This is a genomic window from Halalkalicoccus paucihalophilus (assembly GCF_001593955.1).
Taxonomy (GTDB): Archaea; Halobacteriota; Halobacteria; order Halobacteriales; family Halalkalicoccaceae; genus Halalkalicoccus; species Halalkalicoccus paucihalophilus.
The window spans coordinates 20,045-41,698 of record NZ_LTAZ01000001.1 but is presented as its reverse complement, the minus strand read 5'-3'; the positions used below and the strand labels follow the sequence as shown (position 1 = coordinate 41,698).

At 65.7% G+C, this 21,654-nt stretch carries 20 protein-coding genes; 5 read left to right on the top strand and 15 right to left on the bottom strand.

Annotation, left to right across the window (positions count from 1 at the left end; genetic code table 11):
- Nucleotides 1–4: 4 nt before the first annotated feature.
- Nucleotides 5–523 carry an AsnC family transcriptional regulator gene (locus HAPAU_RS00190; RefSeq protein ID WP_066378043.1) on the bottom strand — a complete coding sequence of 173 codons (519 nt, stop codon included), beginning with the start codon at nucleotides 521–523 and terminating at the stop codon, nucleotides 5–7.
- Between the two features lie 38 nt (nucleotides 524–561).
- Entirely contained in the window at nucleotides 562–1,701 is a 1,140-nt protein-coding gene (locus HAPAU_RS00185; RefSeq protein ID WP_066378041.1) for an acyl-CoA dehydrogenase family protein, read from the bottom strand.
- A gap of 112 nt (nucleotides 1,702–1,813) precedes the next feature.
- Here HAPAU_RS00185 and HAPAU_RS00180 point away from each other — a divergent pair, with 112 nt between their 5' ends.
- Nucleotides 1,814–2,773, top strand: coding sequence for an MBL fold metallo-hydrolase (locus tag HAPAU_RS00180; RefSeq protein WP_066378036.1), 960 nt, complete (start codon nucleotides 1,814–1,816; stop codon nucleotides 2,771–2,773).
- A 1-nt stretch (nucleotide 2,774) separates the two neighbouring features.
- On the opposite strand, the gene HAPAU_RS00175 is transcribed toward HAPAU_RS00180, so the two are convergent.
- Nucleotides 2,775–4,343, bottom strand: a complete 1,569-nt coding sequence (locus tag HAPAU_RS00175; RefSeq protein WP_066378035.1) for a long-chain-fatty-acid--CoA ligase — start codon at nucleotides 4,341–4,343, stop codon at nucleotides 2,775–2,777.
- A gap of 182 nt (nucleotides 4,344–4,525) precedes the next feature.
- Between HAPAU_RS00175 and HAPAU_RS00170 the strand changes: the two genes are divergently transcribed.
- Genes HAPAU_RS00170 through HAPAU_RS00160 form a run of 3 tightly spaced genes read left to right on the top strand, consistent with a single transcriptional unit; the run spans nucleotide 4,526 to nucleotide 7,112 of the window.
- Nucleotides 4,526–5,809, top strand: coding sequence for a DUF389 domain-containing protein (locus HAPAU_RS00170; RefSeq protein WP_066378034.1), 1,284 nt, complete (start codon nucleotides 4,526–4,528; stop codon nucleotides 5,807–5,809).
- A 35-nt stretch (nucleotides 5,810–5,844) separates the two neighbouring features.
- Nucleotides 5,845–6,693 (top strand): UbiA family prenyltransferase, encoded by an 849-nt coding sequence (locus HAPAU_RS00165; RefSeq protein WP_066378031.1) that lies wholly within the window; start codon nucleotides 5,845–5,847, stop codon nucleotides 6,691–6,693.
- Between the two features lie 41 nt (nucleotides 6,694–6,734).
- Complete coding sequence (locus HAPAU_RS00160; protein ID WP_066378029.1) at nucleotides 6,735–7,112, top strand: hypothetical protein; 378 nt, start codon at nucleotides 6,735–6,737, stop codon at nucleotides 7,110–7,112.
- Nucleotides 7,113–7,305: 193 nt separating this feature from the next.
- Here HAPAU_RS00160 and HAPAU_RS00155 read toward each other — a convergent pair whose 3' ends face one another.
- From HAPAU_RS00155 to HAPAU_RS00100, 12 genes are all read right to left on the bottom strand, one after another.
- Nucleotides 7,306–8,337: an AI-2E family transporter gene (locus HAPAU_RS00155; protein WP_066378027.1), complete on the bottom strand. Its 1,032-nt coding sequence runs from the start codon at nucleotides 8,335–8,337 to the stop codon at nucleotides 7,306–7,308.
- Nucleotides 8,338–8,420: 83 nt separating this feature from the next.
- Nucleotides 8,421–8,825 (bottom strand): DUF5518 domain-containing protein, encoded by a 405-nt coding sequence (locus HAPAU_RS00150; protein ID WP_066378025.1) that lies wholly within the window; start codon nucleotides 8,823–8,825, stop codon nucleotides 8,421–8,423.
- 224 nt (nucleotides 8,826–9,049) lie between these two features.
- Nucleotides 9,050–9,976 (bottom strand): MFS transporter, encoded by a 927-nt coding sequence (locus HAPAU_RS22125; RefSeq protein ID WP_245633998.1) that lies wholly within the window; start codon nucleotides 9,974–9,976, stop codon nucleotides 9,050–9,052.
- The gene (locus HAPAU_RS22120) at nucleotides 9,898–10,746 is read right to left on the bottom strand and encodes an MFS transporter (RefSeq protein ID WP_245633997.1); all 849 of its coding nucleotides are present in this window, start codon (nucleotides 10,744–10,746) and stop codon (nucleotides 9,898–9,900) included. The genes HAPAU_RS22125 and HAPAU_RS22120 overlap by 79 nt, the downstream gene beginning before the upstream one ends.
- 105 nt (nucleotides 10,747–10,851) lie before the next feature.
- Nucleotides 10,852–11,550 carry a maleate cis-trans isomerase family protein gene (locus HAPAU_RS00135; protein ID WP_066378018.1) on the bottom strand — a complete coding sequence of 233 codons (699 nt, stop codon included), beginning with the start codon at nucleotides 11,548–11,550 and terminating at the stop codon, nucleotides 10,852–10,854.
- Nucleotides 11,547–13,130 (bottom strand): hydantoinase B/oxoprolinase family protein, encoded by a 1,584-nt coding sequence (locus tag HAPAU_RS00130; protein ID WP_066378017.1) that lies wholly within the window; start codon nucleotides 13,128–13,130, stop codon nucleotides 11,547–11,549. Before HAPAU_RS00130 ends, HAPAU_RS00135 begins: the two co-directional genes overlap by 4 nt.
- Nucleotides 13,130–15,112, bottom strand: coding sequence for a hydantoinase/oxoprolinase family protein (locus HAPAU_RS00125; protein WP_066378016.1), 1,983 nt, complete (start codon nucleotides 15,110–15,112; stop codon nucleotides 13,130–13,132). Before HAPAU_RS00125 ends, HAPAU_RS00130 begins: the two co-directional genes overlap by 1 nt.
- Nucleotides 15,109–16,314, bottom strand: a complete 1,206-nt coding sequence (locus HAPAU_RS00120; protein ID WP_066378015.1) for an Nramp family divalent metal transporter — start codon at nucleotides 16,312–16,314, stop codon at nucleotides 15,109–15,111. The genes HAPAU_RS00125 and HAPAU_RS00120 overlap by 4 nt, the downstream gene beginning before the upstream one ends.
- A gap of 95 nt (nucleotides 16,315–16,409) precedes the next feature.
- Entirely contained in the window at nucleotides 16,410–16,958 is a 549-nt protein-coding gene (locus HAPAU_RS00115) for a ribbon-helix-helix protein, CopG family (RefSeq protein ID WP_066378013.1), read from the bottom strand.
- Nucleotides 16,959–16,990: 32 nt separating this feature from the next.
- Nucleotides 16,991–17,206, bottom strand: coding sequence for a hypothetical protein (locus HAPAU_RS00110; protein ID WP_066378011.1), 216 nt, complete (start codon nucleotides 17,204–17,206; stop codon nucleotides 16,991–16,993).
- Nucleotides 17,207–17,247: 41 nt separating this feature from the next.
- Nucleotides 17,248–18,441, bottom strand: coding sequence for a redox-regulated ATPase YchF (locus tag HAPAU_RS00105; RefSeq protein ID WP_066378008.1), 1,194 nt, complete (start codon nucleotides 18,439–18,441; stop codon nucleotides 17,248–17,250).
- Nucleotides 18,442–18,485: 44 nt separating this feature from the next.
- Nucleotides 18,486–20,084 carry a Na+/H+ antiporter NhaC family protein gene (locus tag HAPAU_RS00100; RefSeq protein ID WP_066378005.1) on the bottom strand — a complete coding sequence of 533 codons (1,599 nt, stop codon included), beginning with the start codon at nucleotides 20,082–20,084 and terminating at the stop codon, nucleotides 18,486–18,488.
- A 189-nt stretch (nucleotides 20,085–20,273) separates the two neighbouring features.
- Between HAPAU_RS00100 and HAPAU_RS00095 the strand changes: the two genes are divergently transcribed.
- On the top strand, nucleotides 20,274–21,551 hold the full coding sequence (locus HAPAU_RS00095; protein WP_066378003.1) for a carboxylate--amine ligase: 1,278 nt from the start codon (nucleotides 20,274–20,276) through the stop codon (nucleotides 21,549–21,551).
- Nucleotides 21,552–21,654: the final 103 nt, after the last annotated feature.

Here is a 21,654-nt window from a genome sequence, read left to right as displayed (position 1 = left end):
GACCCTACTCGCCCGTCTCCGAGAGGTCGTTCAGGAGTTCGGGGTCGGTCCGGAACTTCAGGACGTTGTGGATCACCGAATTCCTGATGTTGTCGATGACCGCGCCGTGGGCCTTGTAGAACTCGTGGATCCACTGTGATTCGGAGCGCCGGTCGGGGAACATCATTACCGACTTCCACTGGTACTCGCCGTCCGAAAGGAAATAGAAGAGGGTGTGCTGGTCGTCGCGGATGTACTCCATGGCGTCGCGCCAGCCTTCCGCGAAGTTCTCGGTGTTGAACCGGAACTCGAAGAGGCCGAAGATGAAGTACTCCTCGTTGGGGACGATCGCCTCGCGAAAGACGCCCTGCTGGCGCATCTTTCGGATCGACTCGCTGACGGTCACGTGCGAGACGTCGATGTCGTACTCTTCATCGAGGATTTCGGTGAGCTTTCGCGAGGATATCTGTGGGTTCGACGACAGCTCTCTGAGGATGACGATGTCGCGTTCCTTGAACTCCCAATCGGGCGGGTTTTCGGGCATGATCGTGGATCTCTCGCCTCGAATACTGGTCCTTTCGGTTATAACAACTGGTCGGCGATGATGTTCTTCTGGATCTCGCTGGTCCCCTCGTAGATCTTGGTGATCCGGGCGTCCCGATAGTAGCGCTCGGCGGCGTGGTCGGTGACGTAGCCCGCCCCGCCGTGGACCTGGATCGACTCGTCGGCCACGTCGACGGCGTGCTCGCTCGCGAACAGTTTCGCCATGCTCGCGAACTTCATGGCCGTGCGCTGGTCGCCGTCGGTGACCTCGCTCGCCGCACGGTAGGTCAGCGACCGGGCGGCCTCGACGTTCGTGGCCATCTCCGCGAGCTTGTGCTGGATCGCCTGGAACTCCGCGATCTTCTGATCGAACTGTTCGCGTTCGCCCGCGTACTCGAGTGCGGCGTCGAGTGCGCCCTGTGCCGCACCCACCGCTTGGGAAGCGACGCTGACCCGCCCGGAACTGAAGAAGTTCATCAACTGGTAAAAGCCCTCGTCGACCTCCCCGATGACGTTCTCCTCGGGGACCCGCACCTCGTCGAGGATCAGTTCGGCGAGATCCGAGGCGCGGATCCCGAGCTTGTTGTCGATCTTCTCGGCGCTGAACCCATCAGTATCGGTGGGCACGAGGAAGGCGGTGATCCCGCGTTTGCCGGCGTCGGGATCTGTTTTCGCCATCACGACCGCGACGTCCGCGACCGTGCCGTTGGTGATCCACATCTTGTTGCCATTGATCACCCACTCGTCGCCGTCCTGCTGTGCACGCGTCTCCATCCCCGCGACGTTGCTCCCGTGGGCGGGCTCGGAGATAGCGCTCGCACACGCGGAGTCACCGCTCGCGATCCGGGTGAGCCACTCGTCTTTCATCCACTCGTCGCCGAACTCGAGGATCATGTTCGAGCCGAAGCCCCGCGAGCCGATCGCGCTCCCGATGCCCGGATCCGCACGCCAGAGTTCCTCGGTGACGATCGTACTCGAAAGGGTGTCCATCCCCGGTCCGCCGTATTTTTCGGGTATGTTGGGCGCGACCAGGTCGTAGCGGGCGGCCTCCTCGATCAGGTCGTGAGGGTACTCCTTTCGTTCGTCGTGTTCGCGTGCGACCGGCGCGATCTCGTTCTCGCCGAACTCCCGGACCGCATCGCGGATCGCCCGGTGTTCCTGGGACAGGGTGAATGCCATACCGGCGAGTCGGATTCCACTGTAAAATATCTTTGCCACTATACCGAAATTCGTTAACCAATAGGCCGGTCGGAACGCCCCCGTTTAATACCGGTGCGGTCGTGGAAGGGGTATGCACGCGATCGCGCTCGGCAACGAGGAGTTCGAGGGACGCAACACGGTCTATCTCATGGAGGGCGAGCCCCTGACGCTTCTCGATACCGGGATCGCGACCGACCGAACCCGAACGCAGCTCCGCGAGGGGCTCGCCGAGTACGGCTACGAGTTCTCCGACATCGAGCAGGTCGTCCTCACGCACTTTCACCCCGATCACGCCGGCCTCGCCGGCGAGATCCAGCGGGCGGGCGGGGCGACCGTCTACGCCCACGCCGCCGACGCCCCACTGATCGAACAGCGTGCCGAGGCACTCGCCGATCTCGACGAGCGGCGCCGTGAGCTGTTCGTCGAGTGGGGAATTCCCGATGCCGAGCGCGAGGAACTGCTCGCCTTCCTCGATAGCCATCAGGAGATCATGGGCGAGCCCGCCGAGGTCACCGCAATCGAGGGCGGCGACCGGATCGAGACCGGCGAGATGGTCCTCGAAGTGCTGCACACGCCGGGCCACGCCGCCGGACTCTGTTGTTTCGTCTTCGAGGGGAGCGAAGCGTTCGTCGGCGATACGATCCTCCCTGTTTACACCCCGAACGTCGGCGGCGCGGACGTCCGGGTCGAGGCACCCCTCGAAAGATACCTCGACTCGCTTCGGACCCTGATCGAGCGCGACTTCGAGCGGGTCTGGCCGGGCCACCGCGACGCCATCGAGGAGCCGACCGAGCGCGCACGCTACATCGTGTCCCACCACCGCGAGCGCACCGAACGCGTGTTGGCGGTGCTCGAAGACGGTCCCGCCGACGCCTGGACGGTGAGTGCCGAACTGTTCGGCGGTCTGGAGGGGATCCACGTCATGCACGGTCCCGGCGAGGCCTACGCCCACCTCGATCACCTCGAACGCGCCGGTGCGGTCGAACGCGACGGAAAACAGTACGTCCTCACCTCGAAACCGAACCTCGAAACGCTGATTTCTCTTTCCTGATTCACTCGGCCTCGACTTCCCGCTCTTCGAGTTTGAACTTCTGGACCTTGCCGGTCGTGGTGCGGGGCAGTTCCTCGACGAACTCGACTTCGCGCGGGTGTTTGTACTCCGCGAGGCTCGATAGGCAGTACTCCTTGATGTCGTCCTCGCTCACGTCGGCGTCGGACGTCGGTACCACGTATGCTTTGATCGTCTCGCCGCGGCGCTCGTCGGGGATCCCGACGACGGCGGCGTCCGCCACGGCCTCGTGTTCGAACAGCAACTCCTCGACCTCGCGCGGGTAGACGTTGTAGCCCGCGGTGACGATCATGTGCTTTTCGCGATCCACGACGTAGTAAAAGCCGTCCTCGTCGTGATAGCCGATATCGCCGGTGTGGAACCACTTTCTACCACCCTCCTCGGTGAAGGCCTCCTCGTTGGCCTCGGGCAGGCCGTAATACCCCTTCATCACGTTCGGCCCGGCGATGACGAGTTCGCCGGTGATCTCGTTGAGGTCGACTGCCTCCTCGTCGACGGGACCGCGCTCGACCGGCGGTACGTCCGCAAAGTCCTCGGTGACGACCCGCGAGTCGATCCCCGGCAGGCTCTTGCCGATCGAGCCGACCCGACGGTCGTTCGGGCTGTTGAAGTGTGTCACCGGCGAGGTCTCGGTCAGCCCGTAGCCCTCACAGACGGTCACGTCGTAGAGCTCCTCGAACCTCCGGAGGACTTCGATCGGGATGCCCGCGCCGCCGACGCCAGCGAGACGGAGCGAGGAGAGATCGAACTCCTCGGCGTCCGGCTGGTTGATGACGTCGTTGTACATCGCGGGCACGCCGTGCATCAGGGTGAGTTCCTCCTCCTCGATCAGCGAGGTCGCCTCCCCCGCGTCCCACGACGGGCGCGGGTAGTACGCGCCACCGGCAAAGAGCGTCGCGTTCATCGTCACCGTCATCCCGTAGATGTGGAACAACGGGAGGACGCCGAGCATCGTGTCGTCCGCGCGGATCCCGTCGGGGATGACCGCTACCGACGCCTCGGCGTTGGTCGCGAGGTTCTCGTGGGTCAGCTGGACGCCTTTCGGCTGGCCCGTCGTCCCCGAGGTGTAGGGTTGGACCGCGTCGTCGTCGTCCGCCCGCTGGGCCACATCGAACTCTTCGTCGGCGAGGAACTCCCCGAAGGGAATCGCGCCCTCGGCTCCCCCTCCAACGGAGACGACCGTCTCGACGTCGGTTTCCTCGCGGACTTCCTCGACGAACGGGACGAGATCCGACAGCGTGACGACCGCCTTCGCCCCGCTGTCGGCGAGCAGGTGGCCGATCTCGCGGGCCTTGTACTGGGGGTTCATCGGGACGACCACGCCGCCCGCTCTCAGGATACCGTGGAAGGCGACGGGGAACTGCGGGAGGTTCGGCAGGTACACCCCGACCCGGTCGTCGGCCCCGATCCCCCGTTCGTCGAGGGCGGCCGCAAAGCCCCCAGTCCGTGCCCAGAACTCCCCGTAGGAGATCTCCCGGCCCTCGTAGCCGATCGCCGTCCCATCGGGCGTCTGCTCGGCTACCGCCCCTACCTCCGTGACAAGGTTCGTCATGTTCGTTCACGATATTGGTCTTCCCCGTCAAAAAGATTCCCTCCGCCGGCTACCAGTTCTGGGGCGGATGTCGTCGACCACTAACAGTAGTCGTCTATTCGCGAACATCCTTTACGGCCGAAACCGACGATCGCGGCGACGATTCTATCGGGTATTATGTAGCTGCTGTCTACAGGGCGTGTATGCGACTGGTTCGGGTGCTCGTTTCCGAGGCCCACCGCGAGGAGTGGCTCGACGCGCTCGACGAGCGCGGGATCGATTACGTCGTGACAGCCGAGGACAGCAACGGAGACGGGGCCGTCCTCGTCGAGTTCCCGCTGCCGACGCCCGCCGTCGAGGTAGTCATGGACGACCTGCGCGATGCCGGCCTCGACGAGGACTACACCGTCGTCACCAGCGCCGAGACCGCGACGACGCGGAACTTCGCCGAACTCGAGGAGCGCTTCGCCGAGGAGGGCGACACCATCGACCGCGCCGAGATCCGTGCGCGTGCCGACGGCATGACGCCCGATCCGCGGACCTACTACGGGTTGACGCTGATCAGCGCGATCGTCGCGACCGCCGGTTTGCTGCTCGATTCCCCGGCGATCGTCGTCGGCGCGATGGTGATCGCCCCGCAGGTGGGCGCGGCCCTGACCGCGAGCACCGGGACCGTCCTCAACGACCGAGAGATGATCACGACGGGGTTTCGCGCGCTCGTGGTCGGGCTGGTCGTCGCGGTCCTCGGGGCGGCGGTCTTCGGCTGGCTCATCCGTGTCACCTCGGTCGTCCCCGCCTCCCTTGACGTCGACACCGTGACGCAGGTCACACACCGGATCTCGCCCGGCATGCTGACGGTCGTCGTCGGCGCCGGGGCGGGCGGGGCGGCGGCGTTCGGGCTGGCGACCGCGTTTCCCATCTCGATCGTCGGCGTCATGATCGCGGCGGCGCTCATTCCGGCGGCCGCCGCCGTCGGCGTCGGGATCGCGTGGGGGATCCCGTCGGTCGCTCTGGGGGCGTTCGTTCTCCTGGCCGTCAACGCCGCCCTCGTTACGCTCGCAGCCATCGGCGTCCTCTGGTGGATCGGCTATCGCCCCGCCGATTGGGCCGAACTGACGCTTCGCGAGCGGTTCTCGCCCGAGTTCTCCGCCCCGCTCGTCCTGCTCGCCGCGCTGGTGGTCCTTCTCACCGGACTGGGCGTCGTCATCGGCGGCGAAGTCGCCTTCGAGAACGAGGTCAACCGCGGGGTCGAGGAGGTCCTCGCCGAGGACGCCTACGACCGGGTCGAACTCGTCGACGTCCAGACGCGCTTCGCCGACGGCGACCTCTCTGCGGGCGACCGGCAGGTTTCGGTCGTTCTGAGTCGGCCCGCAGACGAGGCGTACCCCGGCCTCCCGACGGCCCTCGCCGCGAGGATCGAGGAGCGAACGGGGACGGCCGTGGTCGTCGAGATCGAGTATCGCGAGCGGGCCTCGACGAGGTCGTAACCCACAACTATGTGACTCGCCGTCCAATCTCCGGTATGGCCTTTGCACGTCACGGGGGAGGACTGCGTGAGGATCTCGCGGCCCTTCTCTCACAGGTCCACCCCGTGTTCATGCTGCCGCCGATCGCCGCCTCGTGGTTCGGGAGCGTCCTCGCCGGGACGTTCTCGCTTTCGTTGGGTGCGCTCCACATGACGGCGATCTTCGCTGCGGTCTACACCGCTCACGTCAAGGACGGCTACGTCGATTTCTACCTCCGGGGCGAGGACTCGGACCATCCCCTCTCAAAAGCCGGCTGTAAGCGAGCGCTCGTCGGGGCGTCGGCCCTGTTTTTCGCCTGTCTCGCGGGGCTGTGGTATCTCGTCGACCTCCCCGCCGCCCTGCTCACGCTCCCGACGTGGCTCATCGCGTATCACCACGCCCCCCAACTCGATACGAACCCGATCACGACCACCACGGGCTATCCGACGGGGATCGCGCTCGCCATCCTTGGAGGGTTCTACGTTCAGGCCGGCACCCTCGAACCGATCGCACTCGCCTTTTCGCTGGTCTTTCTCGTCCTGCTTTCGGGGGTGAAAGTCATCGACGATCAGCAGGACTACGCGTACGACCGCTCGATCGAGAAGCGGACCGTCGCCGTGGCGCTGGGCCCCGCACGCGCCCGAAGCGCGGCCTACGGGCTGATGGCGCTCGCACTGGCGCTGGTGGTCGGTTTTGCCCTCCTGCGGGTCTTCCCGCCCGAAACCGTCCTCGCAGTGGCGGCGTTCGGCGTCGTCGCCGCGATCTCCCGGCGGGCCGATTCGGAGATCGCGACTATGCTGCTCGTGCGGGGCGCGTACGTCTTTCTCGCCCTCCTCCTTGCGGCCGTGTGGTTCCGGCCGCTGTAGCCGGCCCGGGTTTTACGTCGGTCGTCCGTGAACCCCGGCATATGACGGACGACACCGCCCGCACGACGGCGATCGAGACCGATATCGTCGCCCGGACCGCCGAGGACGCCGGAATCGACGAGGAGGAGCTGGCCGACGCGCTCGAACTGCTCGACGCCGACCTGAAGGGGTATCACTCCGAGTTCGAGGACAACACCTACGTCACCGTCGAGGACCGCCGGGCCTACGCCGTCGACCCCGACGAGTGGGAGTCCCTGTTCGAGCCCCATGACCTCGGGGAGTCGCTCGAGAACGCCACACGCCGCGCCCACGAGCGACAGGCTGAGGCGCTGTTCGTCGCGAGCAAGGGGGACAGCACGTCGTTGGAAGACGGTTCGGGCGTCGTCGCCGGAATCGACACCGCGGAACGGTTCGACTGATATCGGTAGTGCTCCCGACGCCGGCGTGGATCGACGTGACGACGAACGGCTCGATTATCGCCTCGTTGACGACCCGGAAGTTCGCACGTCATCCGGTCGCGAACGGCAGGGACCACGCCCCACCCGAATTCGGAGAGTCGGCGCCGTAGCGTACTCTCCGTCTCTCGGTTTCTACCGTGGTGATCCGACCGTCTCATCTCCCTTCGACCGGTGTCGACTCGGGATACTCCCGTACGAGTAGCTCGATCAGGAGTTTCGTTATTCCGAGGACGATCGGCCCGATAAAGAGCCCGACGAACCCGAAGAGTGCGATCCCGCCGAAAATACCGATGATCGTGAGAACGGGGCTGAGTTGTGTTCCACGACGCATCACCATCGGACGAAGGAGGTTGTCGACCGTACTGATCACGAGCGCTCCGAATACGAACAACGCGATGGCAGAGAGGGGTCGACCGACGACGAGCAGGTAGATCGACGCGGGAATCCAGACGATCGACGCTCCGAGGAGCGGGATCATCGCCGCGATGAACGTCGTGACGATCCAGAAGACGACGTTCCCTAGACCGAGAACGACGAACACGACCCCGAGCAGCACCGCCTGTGCTCCAGCGACGACCGCGGTACCGACGAGTGAGTTATACAGCAACAAACCGGTCTCTTCGAACAGTTCCTCGCGAACGTCGGGTTCGATCGGTAGCACCCTCCGAAGCCATTCGACGGCGGACTCGCCGTCTTTGAGCAGGTAGAACAGCACGAAAAACAGGACCGTAAATCCGAGAAAGAGTTCGGGGAGTCCACCGATGATGCTGAAGAGGTTTCCGATGAGGCCTCGTGCTCCTGTTTTGACTGCACCGCTGAACGCGTCGTGTACGGTCGCTGTATCGACTTGAACGCCGAGCCACTCCGCGATCACGGCGTCGATCTGGGAGACGTCGTCCAGGTCGAAATCCACCGCCAGCTGGCGTGCCTGATTCGCTGCAACACCGAGGATGACGAGGATCGGAAGGACGACGAGAAAGAGACCTCCGAGTATCGAAAGACCGGCCGAGAGCCCCGGACCAAGCCGCTTCGAGAGGCGATCGTCTATCGGACGGAGAACGTACGCGAGTACTACGGCGATCAGTATCCAACTGAGAAACGGCAGAACGATCAGTGACGAGAGGATCCCGACTCCGATGCCGACGATGATGAGGAACGTTCTCGAACGCTCCGACCGTGTACTCATGTCTGCGTGATTCTACTTGCCCTTCGTTTCGGTACTCTTTCCGGTGACCGACCGCTCGACACGGTGGACCGAGTGGGTCACTCTCAGGCCCGCGTGCGGGTCGTCTTTCGAGTGGCCCGGCGGTGTTTCGCCCACGATCCGACTGCGCCACCCAGCGCGCCGGGAATGGCGTAGAACGCGAGTAGGAGTATACCGAATACGAGCACTCCCAACGTTGGGATGATACCCGCAAACAGCAAGGTAGTGAACGCCGCACTGACTAACACGAGGAGCGACCCGAAGACGGTCGCGATACCGCCGTGGAGCGCACCGGAACCCACCGTACCGCCAACGACGTATCCGGCTGCAAGACCACCGAGCACGCCGACCGTTCCCCAGTACAGTACCACGACCGTGGCGTCCGAGCCCACATAGATGAGACCACTGATGAGTCCCAGCGCGAGGGTCACGGCGAAGCCGATCAGTACAGCTTTCCAGTCAATCTCCATGATTAAACAGTTACTACGTTGTCTGGATGGATAAGCGAGACGGTGGTATACCAACCCGAACGCCTATCCCGTGTTTCACGACGATACTCTCGTGCTGTTGCCCTGCCATCCGTCACCGACTTCATGTCTGCGACGGCCGCCGGCCCGTTCCGGTCGGGCCGCACCGGCCTGTAACGCGTCATCGAGCGAATCGACCCCGTCCATCGGCCCCGACGCCCGCCCCGTTACTCCCCCGTGGACGTCGTCTTCTCCTCTTCGGGTGCCGTCGTCGGGGCTCGGGATCCGCTTCGTCGCGGCCTCTTCAAGGGCAGGAAGCTCGAGACGAGCAGGGTCACCAGAACGAATAGCACGATGACCACGAGCACGATCTGCTGGGCGGTCACCATCGCATCCAAGATGATCTGACTGAGCTGCTGCTGGAGGTCGGGTGACAGGCCGCTCTCGAACGCCTCCTGTTGGGCCTGCGTCGTCGTCTCGAGGGCATCTTCTAATTTCACGGCGAGTCGTCTCCGTTCGTCCCCCGAGACCTCCTCTCCACTCGAAACCAGCGTCACCCCGTCGACGACGCTCCCGTAAAACACCCCGAGCTGGATCGAACCGGCGACGGCCGTCCCGAACGCGTAGCCGAGCTGGCTCAGCGAGTTGATGACCCCCGACGAGACTTCCGAGAACGCCTCCGGCACGGAGGACATCGTCAGGTCGACCAGCTGCCCGGTGAACAGCCCGAGGCCGATACCAATGATCGCCATCGGTAGGATCATCCCGGTGATGGTAAGATCCGGAGCGGTTCGTTGGGTTAACACCAGCAGACCGGCCCCGATGAACACGAGACCGAGCTGGATGAGGCGCTTCTGGGCGACGTACCGCCGCCAGCCGGTCGATCCCACCGCCACAACGAGCGTAAACGCCGAGAACGGCAGCAGTGCCACCCCGCTGTCGAACGCCGAGTACCCCAAAGCTGACTGGAGGAATACGGGGACTGTGAACATAAACCCGGATAGGATCAGCGACTGGCTGGCGAACGTCGAGATGCCGGCAGTGAACGTTCGGTTCCGCAGGACGGCCGGCGGAATCAGCGTCGGTCGGCGCGCTCCTGGTGGAGTTCCCAGTGGACGAACGCCGTGAGGATGGCGATGCCGAGCCCGATACACCAGATGGCGGGCGAGAGCCCGAGCGGCTGGATCAGCGTTCCGCTTATTTCGAGCGGCCGAAGCGGGGTGATCCAGCCGTAATTCCCGGCGAGCAGCGACCCGCCGATGATCCCAACGATCCCCAGTATCGACAGGATCGTTCCACCGGCGTCGAATTTGATGGCTTCGTCGCTCAGTTGTGAGGCCAGGTACCGGAGAGTTAGCGCGACGATCACCAGCACGACGAGAAATTCACCGACGAACCCCCAACGCCAACTCGCGTACGTCGTGAGCGTCCCGCCGATCATGGGCCCGGCGGCGACCCCGACTGCCGTCACGCCACCGAGGGCCCCGAAGGCCTTCGCGCGATCACTTCCCTCGTAGTTTTCGACGACGATCGAGTAGGTGATCGGAAGCAGCAGAGCGGCGGCGATGCCCTCGATGACCGACCAGCCGAGAAACAGCACCGCAAAAGTCGGGCTGAGCCCGGCCATGAGCGTTCCGACGCTGTAGATAGCGAGTGTGACGACGAGAAGCCGCTTGGTATCGATGGCCGCCCGGAGCGTCCCGAGGGGGATAATCAACGTGGCCATCACCATCGAGTAGACGGCGATGGCCGATTGCATCGAGCTGACCGTCGTGTTCAGGTCCTGGACGATCGAAGGGACGGCGACGTTCATCATCGACGTGTCGAGCACGCCGAGGAACATGCTCATCGAGGCGATGACCGCCGGCATCCAGAACCGGGTTCGTGATGGCGTTTGCGGTCCCCCCGGATCCGGATCGCTCATGAAACAGTCTAGTCGTGACACACTATCAAGGTGCTCTGCGGTCCCAATCGGTGAAACTCCCTTCGCCGACGTCGGCGGCAGTCGGTCAGCCGGCCACCTACCGGGCTATCGAAAGAGTTCGCTGGGGCTCTCGCACCCGACGCCCGCGACCCGACAGAGGTCCCACAGCGTCGCTCCGTTGCTCGTCACCACCGGAACCCCGAGATCACTCTCGAGGGATTCGACGGCCGATAGCGTGGGGTAGTTCGTACACGAGACGAAGACGGCATCGACCTCGGTGGGATCGACCGTCCTGACCTGCTCGCCGGCGTTTTCGGGGGTGAGCGCCCCGATCCGCGTGTTGTCCTCGATTCCGAGCCCGGAAATCGAGGCGACCTCGTAGCCCGCGGCCTCCAGGTACTCGCGTTCGCGGGCGTTCAGCTCCTCGTTGTAGGGCGTCCGGACGGCGATCCGCTCGGCGCCAAGTCTCTCCAGAGCCCGGTCGACCGACAGGGCCGTGGCGACGGCCGGGCCGCCGATGGCCGCCGAGAGTGCGTCTTCCAACTCGCGGTCGAAGCCGGGGCCGTGAAGCAGACTGCCGGTCGTGCAGGCGTAGGCGACCGCGTGCACGTCGGCGTGCGAGAGCAGTTCCGCGCACTCGACGGCCCGGTCGCTCATCGAATCGAGCGCCTCCGCGGTGACCGATTCGAGCGGCATTCGGCTGGCGTGAACCGAGACGATCTCGGGGACGTACCTCGGAAACTCCCGTTCGACGGCCGTGTTCGAGGAGGGAATTATGGCGCCCAATCGACGCCAGTCGCTCATTCGGCCACCCCGTCCTCGCCGTCGCGCTCGGTTAGTTCGGGGTCTCGTTCGTCGGGATCGCCGTGACCGCCGCCGCCCGGCGTTTTCACGGTGATCAGTGTCCCCGCGGGCACGTCACGGGTCGTCTTCGCGGGGACCGGCTCCCCATCTATCAGGTTCTCGCCCGGCCGGCCGTCCTCGCCGCCGGCGACCCCGCGGGGACCGTACCGGCGGCGTTCGGTGAGCAGCGAGACGGTCGCGGGCTCCGCGAGGCGCACCGAGCGCACGAGGCCCAACCCACCCCTGTACCGCCCGCGCCCGCCGCTTCCCTCGCGAAGCGAGTACTCCTCGACGCGCATCGGGTACTCGGTTTCGAGCGACTCGACGGGCGTGTTGAGCGTGTTGGTCATACCTACTTGGACGCCGTCCATGCCGTCCTTGTCGGCGCGCGCGCCGAACCCGCCGCCGATCGTCTCGTAGTAGGCGAACTTTCCACTTCTCCCGCCGACAGTCAGGTTGTTCATCGTCCCCTGGCCTTGGGCGGGCACCCGGTCGGGTGTGGCATTCGCCAGGGCGAGGAACACCGTATCAGTAACCCGCTGGCTGGTCTCGACGTTCCCACCCACCACGGCCGCCGGCGGCCGTGGATTCAACAGCGAGCCCTCAGGGGCGTGCACCGAGACGGGCGCGTAACAGCCGTGGTTCGGCGGGATCTCGGGGTCGGTCACACAGCGCACGACGAAGTAGACGGCACTCTTCGCGACGGCGAGCGGCGCGTTGACGTTGCCCGGGACCTGCTCTGCAGTCCCCGAAAAGTCCACGTCGATCGACTCGCCGTCCACCGTGACCGTCGCCGCGATCTCGATGTCCCCGTCGGTGACCCCGTCGCCCTCTAGGGCGTCCGTCGCGTCGTAACTCCCGTCGGGAAGCTCAGAGATTTCAACTTCGATCCGCTCGCGCGAGTAGTCAATCACGGCGTCGAACCCCTCGCGAACCACTTCCTCGCCGTGTTCGGAAAAGAGGTCGTTCAACCGGTCCTCGGCGCGGTCGTTCGCCGCGAGTTGGGCGCGCAGGTCCGCGCGGCGCTCGCCTGCGTTCCGGACGTTCGCGAGCAGGAGTTCCATCACGTCGTCGTTGGTCTCGCCCGCGCGCTGGAGGCGAACCGCCGGCAGCCTGAGTCCCTCCTCGTAGATCTCGCGGGCCCCCGCGGGCATGCTCCCCGGGGTCGAGCCGCCGACATCGGCGTGATGCGCCCTTGAAACGGCGTAACCGACGATCTCGCCTCGCGCTGTGAGCGGCGAAACCATCGTGATGTCCGGGAGGTGCGTCCCGCCCTCGAAGGGGTCGTTCAACACGAAGACGTCGCCCGGCCGTGGATCCTTCCTCCGGACCGTCTCGACGGCCTCGGGCATCGCGCCCAGGTGCACGGGGATGTGTTCTGCCTGTGCGACCATCCGCCCCTCCGAATCGAATAGCGCCGTCGAGCAGTCCCGACGTTCCTTGATGTTCGGGGAGTACGCCCCCGTGATCAGCACCTGTCCCATCTCCTCGGCGATGCTTTCGAGCTGGTTTCTGAGTATCTCCAGTGTTATCGCGTCCATCAGTCCTCCCTCCTGCAGACGAGCGTTCCGTCCGCCTCGATCGTCCCGACCCACTCGGGAGGCAGGACGGTCGTGCTTTCTGCCTGTTCGAGTACCGCCGGCCCCACGACCCGTTCGCCGGGCGCGAGCCGGTCCCGATCGTAAACCGTCGCCTCGCGGCGGCCGGCGTCGGGGAAGTACGCCTCGCGCTCGCCGACGACGGGATCGCCGCCGCCCGCGTAGTCGACCCGGGGAGCCTCCCGCGGGACCGTCGCCGTCGCCCGGAGGTTGACGAGTTCGACCGCTTCGTCCATCCGATACCCGTACGAACGACCGTGGGCGTCGTGAAACCGCTCTTCGAGTTCCGCGGCGTCGAATCCGCCCACGTCCACCGTGAGTTCGAAACTCTGGCCGACGTAGCGCAGGTCGGCCGCCCGCTGAATCCCGGGCTCGCCAGTCGCGGTTTCCGCTCGAACTCGGTCCTCGAGATCCGAATAGACCGCCTCGACCTCGGTGGGTTCGGCTTCCGCGAGCGGGCTCCGGTAGGTCCTGACGGCGTCGTGTTTCTCGTCGGCCGAAAGCAGGCCGAACGCCGAGAGCACCCCCGCGGGCCGGGGGACGATCACCCGTTCGATGTCGAGCGAGTCGGCGAGGGAAACGGCGTGCATCGGGCCGGCCCCGCCGAAGGCGACGAGCCCGAACCCGCGGGGATCGTAGCCCCGCTCGACGGTCACCGAGCGCACCGCCCGGGCCATGTTCGCGTTCGCGACGCGGTAGACGCCGCGAGCGGCTTCGAGGGCGTCTTCCAGACCGGTCTCGTCGGCGAGGTCGGCTAACGCGTCGTGGGCGGCCTCGACGTCGAGGGTCATCTCGCCGCCCAGTGCCGTCTCGGAACCGATGTAGCCGAGCACGACGTTCGCGTCGGTCACGGTCGCCCGTTCGCCACCCTTGCCGTAGCAGGCGGGCCCCGGCTCCGCGCCAGCCGACCGGGGGCCCACACGCAGCGCGCCGCCCGAATCGACCCACGCGATCGAGCCGCCGCCCGCACCCACCGTGTTGACGTCGACCATCGGCGTGCCGATCGGGAGGCCGTCGATCTCTGCACTGGTGGTGCGCTCGATCTCGCCATCGCGGACGAGGCTCACGTCGCTCGAGGTCCCGCCCATGTCGAAGGTCACGAGCCCCCCCTCGTTTTCGACGGTGGCCCCCGCCCCGACGACGCCCGCCGCCGGTCCCGAGAGCGTCGTCGTCACCGCATGTTCTCGCACGGTATCGGCCTCGGCGGTCCCGCCGTTCGACTGCATGATCCGCGGGACGGGGACGCCCTCTTTCTCGGCGCGTTCCGCGAGCCGCCCGACGTAGGAGTCGATCGCGGGCGTCACGTAGGCGTCGACGGCGGTGGTCGAGGTCCGCTCGAACTCGCGAAATTCGGCGAGCACCTCGCTCGAGGTCGAGATCGGAACGTCCAGCTCCTCGCGCAGCACCTCGGCGACCCGTCGCTCGTTGTCGTCGTGGGCGTAGGCGTGCAGCAGACAGACCGCGACGCTCTCGACGCCGTCGTCGATCTCCCGGGCGAGCGCGCGGACCTCGCCCTCGTCGACCGCCCGCTCGATCCCGTCGGGGGTGGCACGCTCGTCGAGCTCGTAGCGCCGTTTCCGTGGGACGAGAGCCGGGGGTTTCTCGGCGTCCAGATCGTAGAGGTCGGGCCGGGCCTGCCGGCCGATCTCCAGCACGTCGCGAAAGCCCTCGGTGGTGACGAGCGCGGTCTTTGCACCGTTCCGCTCGAGTAAGGCGTTGACCGAGACGGTCATCGCATGGGAGAATGCGTCGATCCCCTCGGGGCTGATCCCCGCCTCCTCGCAGGCCTTCTCGATGCCGGCCATCACGCCGACGCTCTGATCGTCAGTGCTCGGTACCTTCGCCGTCGTGAGGTCGTTTTCAGTGTACAGCGCCACGTCGGTGAACGTGCCGCCGACGTCGACCCCGATGTGTGTATCCGTCATAGCAACAGTACGTCGTAGATCGTTCGCAACCCGATACCGATCACGACGAGCGTCACGATCGCCCCCAGTACGTTCTGTAGGGTGGAGTTCGTGTGCTCGCCGAGCAGGCCGTCGTTGTTCATCGCGTAGATCAGGAACACTGCCAGAACCGGGAGCAGGATCCCGTTCGCGACCTGCGCGAAGACGATCACCTGCACGGGATCGTAGCCCAGTCCCGAGAAGACCGTGCCGGTCCCGAGAATAGTCAGCCAGATCGCGCGAAATCGCGTGGATTTCAGGTTCACGTCCCAGCCGAGCGCCCCGGCGGTGGCGTACGCGCCCGCAAGCGGCGCGCTCATGGCGCTCGTAAAGCCAGCGGCGAAGAGGCCGATCGCGAAGAAGGTGAGCGCAAAGCCGCCGAAGACGGGTTCGAGCTGGTTGGCCATCTCGCCGACGTCGCCGATCTGGGTGCCGGCGGGGAAGACCGCGGCGGCGGTAATGACTATGGAAAGGGTGATCGCGCCGCCGAAGATCACCGAGGCGATCGTGTCGATTCGACACTCAGTGAGGCCGTCGGGTCCGTCCCAGCGTTCTTGAACCGTGCTCGCGTGCAAGAAGAGGTTGTAGCCCACGACCGTGGTACCGATCAGCCCGGCGATCAGGTAGGCCGAGCCCTCGGGGACGACGGGAACGAACCCGCGACCCAGCGCACCCAGGTCGGGCCGGACCATGATCGCGTTCGCGACGAACGCCAGCCCCATGACGATCACCAGCGCGACGAAGGTCCGCTCGATCAGCTTGTAGTTTCCCGTCCAGAGGAGTCCGGCCGCGACCAGCCCGATCAACGGCCCCCAGACGTTCGCCCCGATCCCGGTGATCGTCGCCAGCCCGGCCGCGCCGCCGACGATGTTACCCGTTTGAAAGGCCGCGGTGCCGATCCCGATCGCGCTCACGACGAGGACGACGCTCGCGGTCTTCGCGGCGGGGTTGTCGAACTCCCCTCTGAGCGCCTCGCCCAGCCCCGCCCGCGAGACGAGTCCCAGCCGGGCGCTCATCTCCTGGAGGACGATCGTCGCGACGATCGAGAAGACGATCGTCCAGACGAGTACGTAGGCGTACTCCGCGCCGATGACGCTCGCAGTCGTTACGGTGCCGGGGCCGACGAACGCCGCCGCGACGATCGCCCCCGGCCCGATCGCTCTCAGCCGGTCCATCAGTGCCATGCGTTCTCTCCCATGCTATGAACTCACGAACCCTTCCTGCGGTATCAACCTTGTTGAGATCGGTTCATACGCGCCTCATCACGCGTATGAATCGCTCACCCGTCCGAATCGCCTTGAGTAAGCAGCGCCTTTGCGACCCCGTCCTCGATATCGACCTCGAAGGGCAGGTCTGCCGTCGAGCGCACGAGGAACCGAAGCATGAACTCCTTGGCCGGCTCGGAGGGGAAGACGACGTGGTACGCCCCGTTTTCGACCCCGCGGACGGTCAGGAAGCCACACAGCGAGAGCCATTCGAGGATCTCGCCGAGATCGGAAAACCGATCCGCGTACTCGGCGGCGTGAAAGTCCGCGACCCGGTCCGCGGCGGCCCGGAACTCCGGGTCGGGCTCGCCCTCGCGGTAGACGTGATCGAGAAAGCAATGCAGGAAGTCCACGTCCAGCAGGACGTGTTCGCCCGTCGAGAGCAGGCGGTGGTACTGCTGGAGGTCGGCGCTCACGTCCGTCTCGGCGGCTTCGAGGTTCGCGGCGTAAAACGTCAGCGCGCGACGCATCACCGCGCTCTGGCCCTCGCCGGTTTTGGCGAGCAGCGTGTCGAGGGCGGCACGCGACTCGGGGTCGAGCGATACCGTCACGCGGTCGGTCATGGTGGATACTCGGCGTCGGCGGGGATATACCCTTAGAACGAGCCACGCCGGTAGAGGAGGAGATCGATCCCAGTGAGCAGGAGTGCCAGCGCGAGGATCCCTGCTCCCACGATCGGCGCGCCAAGCGAGAACGCGTACAGCGCGACCCCGAACAACAGCACATCCAGAAACCCGATCATCAGGAGCACGCCGCCGAGACCGCCGCCCGTTTCGTCGTCATTGCTCCCGTCGCTTGCGTCCTCGCTCATGACCCGACCTTCGACCGAACGCTACTAACGGTTCTGCTCGCTCAGTTCGCCGTGCTGACGATCTTGATCACGTCACCCTCCGAGAGCTCGTGACCCTCCCCGATCCGGCGGTCCGAGCGCGCGTCGACGGCGTGGAGGTAGCCCTCGCCGATGTCCGAGTGGACCGCGTAGGCCAGATCCTTCGGCGTCGATCCCGCGGGGAGCAAGAAGGCGTCGGGAAGCACGTTACCCTGCCCATCGGTCCACTTCGTCTCGTTCTGGACCGGGTAGGCCGTAAAGCGATCGAGCAGGTCGTAGACCGCGCCGTCGAGCGCCTTCTGCACCCCTGTCCCGCCGTATTCGATCATCGTCTCGCGTAATTCATCCAGTTTCCCCCGCTGGGCGCCGCTGAGATCGCCGAGGACCTCGAAGTCCGGGTCACCCGGATCGTATTCGATCAGTCCCGCCTCCGCACCCTTCCGCAGGGCGAGTTCACCCTCCGCAGTAGTGGGGACCACGTGACGGCCCGCCTCCTCGCCCACGTCCCGCAGGCGCTCCAGGTTCTCCGCGGGTGCGATGTCGGCCTTGTTCGCGGCGACGAGGATGGGTTTGGTCCGCGCGCGCACCCGCCGGGCGAGCTCCTCCCTGTCCTCGTCGGTCCACTCCCGTGGGTTCTCGGGATAGTCGAGTTCTCTGAGAACGATCGCGACGTCTGCCTCGCTCGTCCCGAACCCGGTCAGCACGTCGGTGATCGCCTCGTCGATGTCGAAGCCCGGCGATCGGGACTGGCGCTCGACGCCCTCCCAGTTGCGCTCGACGATCCCCGCGAGCCAGCGGTCCATCTCCTCCTCGACGAAGTCGATCTCCTCGACAGGATCGTACGTACCGATATCGACGGGCTCGCCCTCGGCGTTGGTTCCCCCGGAGGCGTCGACGACGGTGATGATAGCGTCGGCGTCGGTCAGCGCGTCCAGGAACTGGTTGCCCAGCCCGCGTCCCTCGTGGGCGCCCGGGACCAGTCCGGCGACGTCGATCAACTCGACGGGGACGTACCGCTTCCCCTCGCGGCAGTGTTCGTTGCCACAGCGTTCCTCGCGGGCGAGACAGGGACACTCCGTACGGACGTAGCTCACTCCCCTGTTGGGATCGATCGTGGTGAAGGGGTAGTTCGCCATGTCGACGTCGGCGCGGGTCGCGGCGCTGTAGAAGGTGGATTTCCCGGCGTTCGGTTTGCCGGCGAGCGCGAGCGTGAGCATGGTTCAGGTATCGCCGACCGGGGCAACTGCCTTTCGGTGGGCGCTCAGTCGTCGGCGGGCGAGTCGCGCTCGCGCCGGACGAACGGCGTCGCCGAAAGCCCCTTCCGGCGCGCGTCGAGTTCCGAGAGCGCGTAGACGACCGCGACGAGGAGCGCGATCCCGACGGGAATCAGAACGATCTGGGGCAGGCCGGTCAGCCCGTAGAGCAGGTAGCCGACCGTCGCGACGGCGGCGACGGTCAGCGCGTAGTAGATCTGCGTGCGGACGTGGTCGATGTGGTCCGCCCCGGCGAACGTCGACGAGAGGACGGTGGTATCGGAGATCGGCGAGCAGTGATCGCCGAAAATCGCCCCCGAGAAGACCGCGCCGGTCGCGACCGCGAGCATCTCCGAGGAGCCCCCCGAGACCTCCCACGCCAGCGGGATCGCCACCGGGGTGACCAGTGCCATCGTCCCCCACGAGGTGCCGATCGAAAACGAGATGAAGGCCCCCGCGACGAGGATCACGATCGGCAGCAGCGCCGGCGTGATGAATCCCGCGGCGATCTCGGTCACGTACGCGCCGGTTTCGAGCGCCCCGGCGACCGCTCCGATCGACCACGCCAACACGAGGATGGCGATCGCGTGTAACATGATACCGAACCCATCGAGCACCGTCTCCATCCCCTCGTCGAGCGAGAGGATGTCGTAGACCAGCGAGAGCACGAGCGCGGTCGCCGCCATCGCAAAGGAACCCCAGACGAGCGCGCCCATGAAGTCCGCGCTCTCGGCCATGTCAATGGCCGATGCCCCGGGCGAGTAGCCGCTCCAGACCACGCCGACGACGACGACTGACACCAGCGCGAGGATCGGGATCGTGAAGAACCGAACCATCGGCGAGTCGGTTTCCACGTCGCCCAGATCGTCCTTCATGCTCTGGAGGGGCTGTGCGCCGTCGCGGTTCACCTTCCCCGTGCTCTGGGCGCGGTGTTCCGCATCGAGCATCTCGCCGAAGTCCCGGCGCATGAGAACGATGATTCCGACCATAACGATCGCGAACAGACAGTAGAGGTTGTAGGGTATGCTTCGGACAAAGGTGAGAAACGCGGAGGGCGCGACGTCGCTGATCCCCGCGGCGTCGTATCCCGTCTGGATCATGCTGATCTGATAGGCGACCCAACTCGAGATGCCGAAGGTCGCGACCGGTGCGGCCGTCGAATCGAGCAGGTAGGCGAGTTTCTCGCGGGACATGTTCATCTCGTCGGCGATGTCCTTCATCGAGGAGCCGACGATCGCGGTGTTGGCGTAGTCGTCGAAGAACCAGATCATCCCCAATATCCACGTCGCGAGCCCGACCTTCCGGTGTGAATCGAGCCGGCTGGTCGCGTAGTTCGCGACCGCGAGCGACCCGCCCATCCGCCAGATCAGCGCGATCCCCGCCCCCAAAAGCGAGACGAAGACGATGATCTGGGCGTGAAAGACGTCTTCGCCGATCGCGCTCACGATCCAATCGAACGTCTGGACGATGCCCAGACTCCCCGAGTAGATGATCCCCCCCGACCACACCCCGATGAACAGCGACAGCAGCGCCCGCCGGGTGACGATCGCCAGTACGATCGCGACCAGCGGCGGTGCGAGCGATAGTGCCCCGAACTCTGTTGGCATACCCATCAGTTGCCAAGCTAGGTGTTAACGCTTTCGCACCCACAACCGTCTCCTCCTTCGAACCAGCCATCTCGAAGTGAACGAATCGCGGGGAATTTTATATATCTGTATGCTCTTCTGCACCGTACACTCGGCCGGAGCCGGTCGTCCCATCGGTCGGTTTTTGCTCCGACGGGTCGATCCGTCGGTATGGCAACTCGATTCCTCGACCACGACGATCTCCTCGATCAGGTAGACGAACGGGAGTTCGATCGCCCGCCCGCGATCGTCTGTAACGCTCACATCACGGGATTGGGCGTCGCCCGTGCGCTCGCCGCCCACGACGTGCCCGTGATCGCCGTCGACCGCAACGGCGACGGGGTCGCCCCCTCGTCCGACGCGGTGACCGTCGCCGGCGAAGTGACGTACCCGCTCGACGACCTTGACGGCTTTTGCGAGGACATGGAGGCGATCGCCCGGGCCGTTGAGGGTGAGCCGGTCGCCTTCGGCTGCATGGACGAGTGGGTCCACGCCTTCGCCGACGCCGCCCCCGAGGGCGTCCGGTTGCCCTTCGCCGAGAAGGGCGTGGTCGACCGGGTCCTCGATAAGGAGTCGCTCTACGGCATCGCCGACGACCTCGGCGTCCCGTATCCCGAGACCTACCGGATCGCGGGAATCGGCGAGGGGTCGCCCGACGCCGCTCACGCGCTCGGCACGCCTCTCGACCCCGAGGACGTCCTCGACGAGCTGGAGTTCCCGTTCGTGATCAAGCCCGCGCGCAAGCGCGAGTTCGAGGAGGCGGTAGGGACGAACGTCATCGAGGTGGGTAGTGGAAACGAGTACGCCGACGTAATTGAAACGGCCCGCGAGGCCGATATCCGCATCATGGCCCAGGAGAAAGTCCCGATCGCCGAGGGCGAGGACTGCTCGCTCGCCTCCTACGCTCCCCCGACTGGCGAACCCCTCACCTTCCTCGGCAACCCCCTAGTCAGGTTTCCGAGGGCGTTCGGCACCTCGTGTGTTGTCGAGCGCGTCGAGCGCCCCGAGATCGAGGAACGCGCCCTCTCAGTGCTCTTGGAGACGGGTTACTACGGAATCAGCGAATCCGAGTTCGTCTACGACCGCGAACGAAAGGAGTACGTCTTGCTCGACATCAATACCCGCCCGTGGAAGTGGATCGGCCTTCCCGTGGTGGCCGGCGCGAACCTCCCGATGGCCGCCTACGCGCAGGCGACGGGCGTGGAATCCGAATCCACCGAGGTTACGGACGCGCGCTGGGTCTACCTACCCGACTACCTCGAACTGCTCGCGACCGACGAGAGCTTCGGCGACGTGATGAGCGAAGCGCAGTGGACCGCGCTGATTTCGGGCGCCTTCGAGGAGAGCGACGATCTCGCAACCGGCGTCTACTTCCCCTCCGACCCGGGGCCGACCTACGACGTGATCCGCACCGAGTTCGGCGGAATCGAGTATTATTGTTCCTGCTGAGGGACCTTTTTACTCCTCGGGGTCGCTTCGCGACCCACTCGGAGCAAAAATCTCCCCCGAAAAGCCGGCGCGGCTCCGCCGCGCCGATCCACTCCGTTTTCCC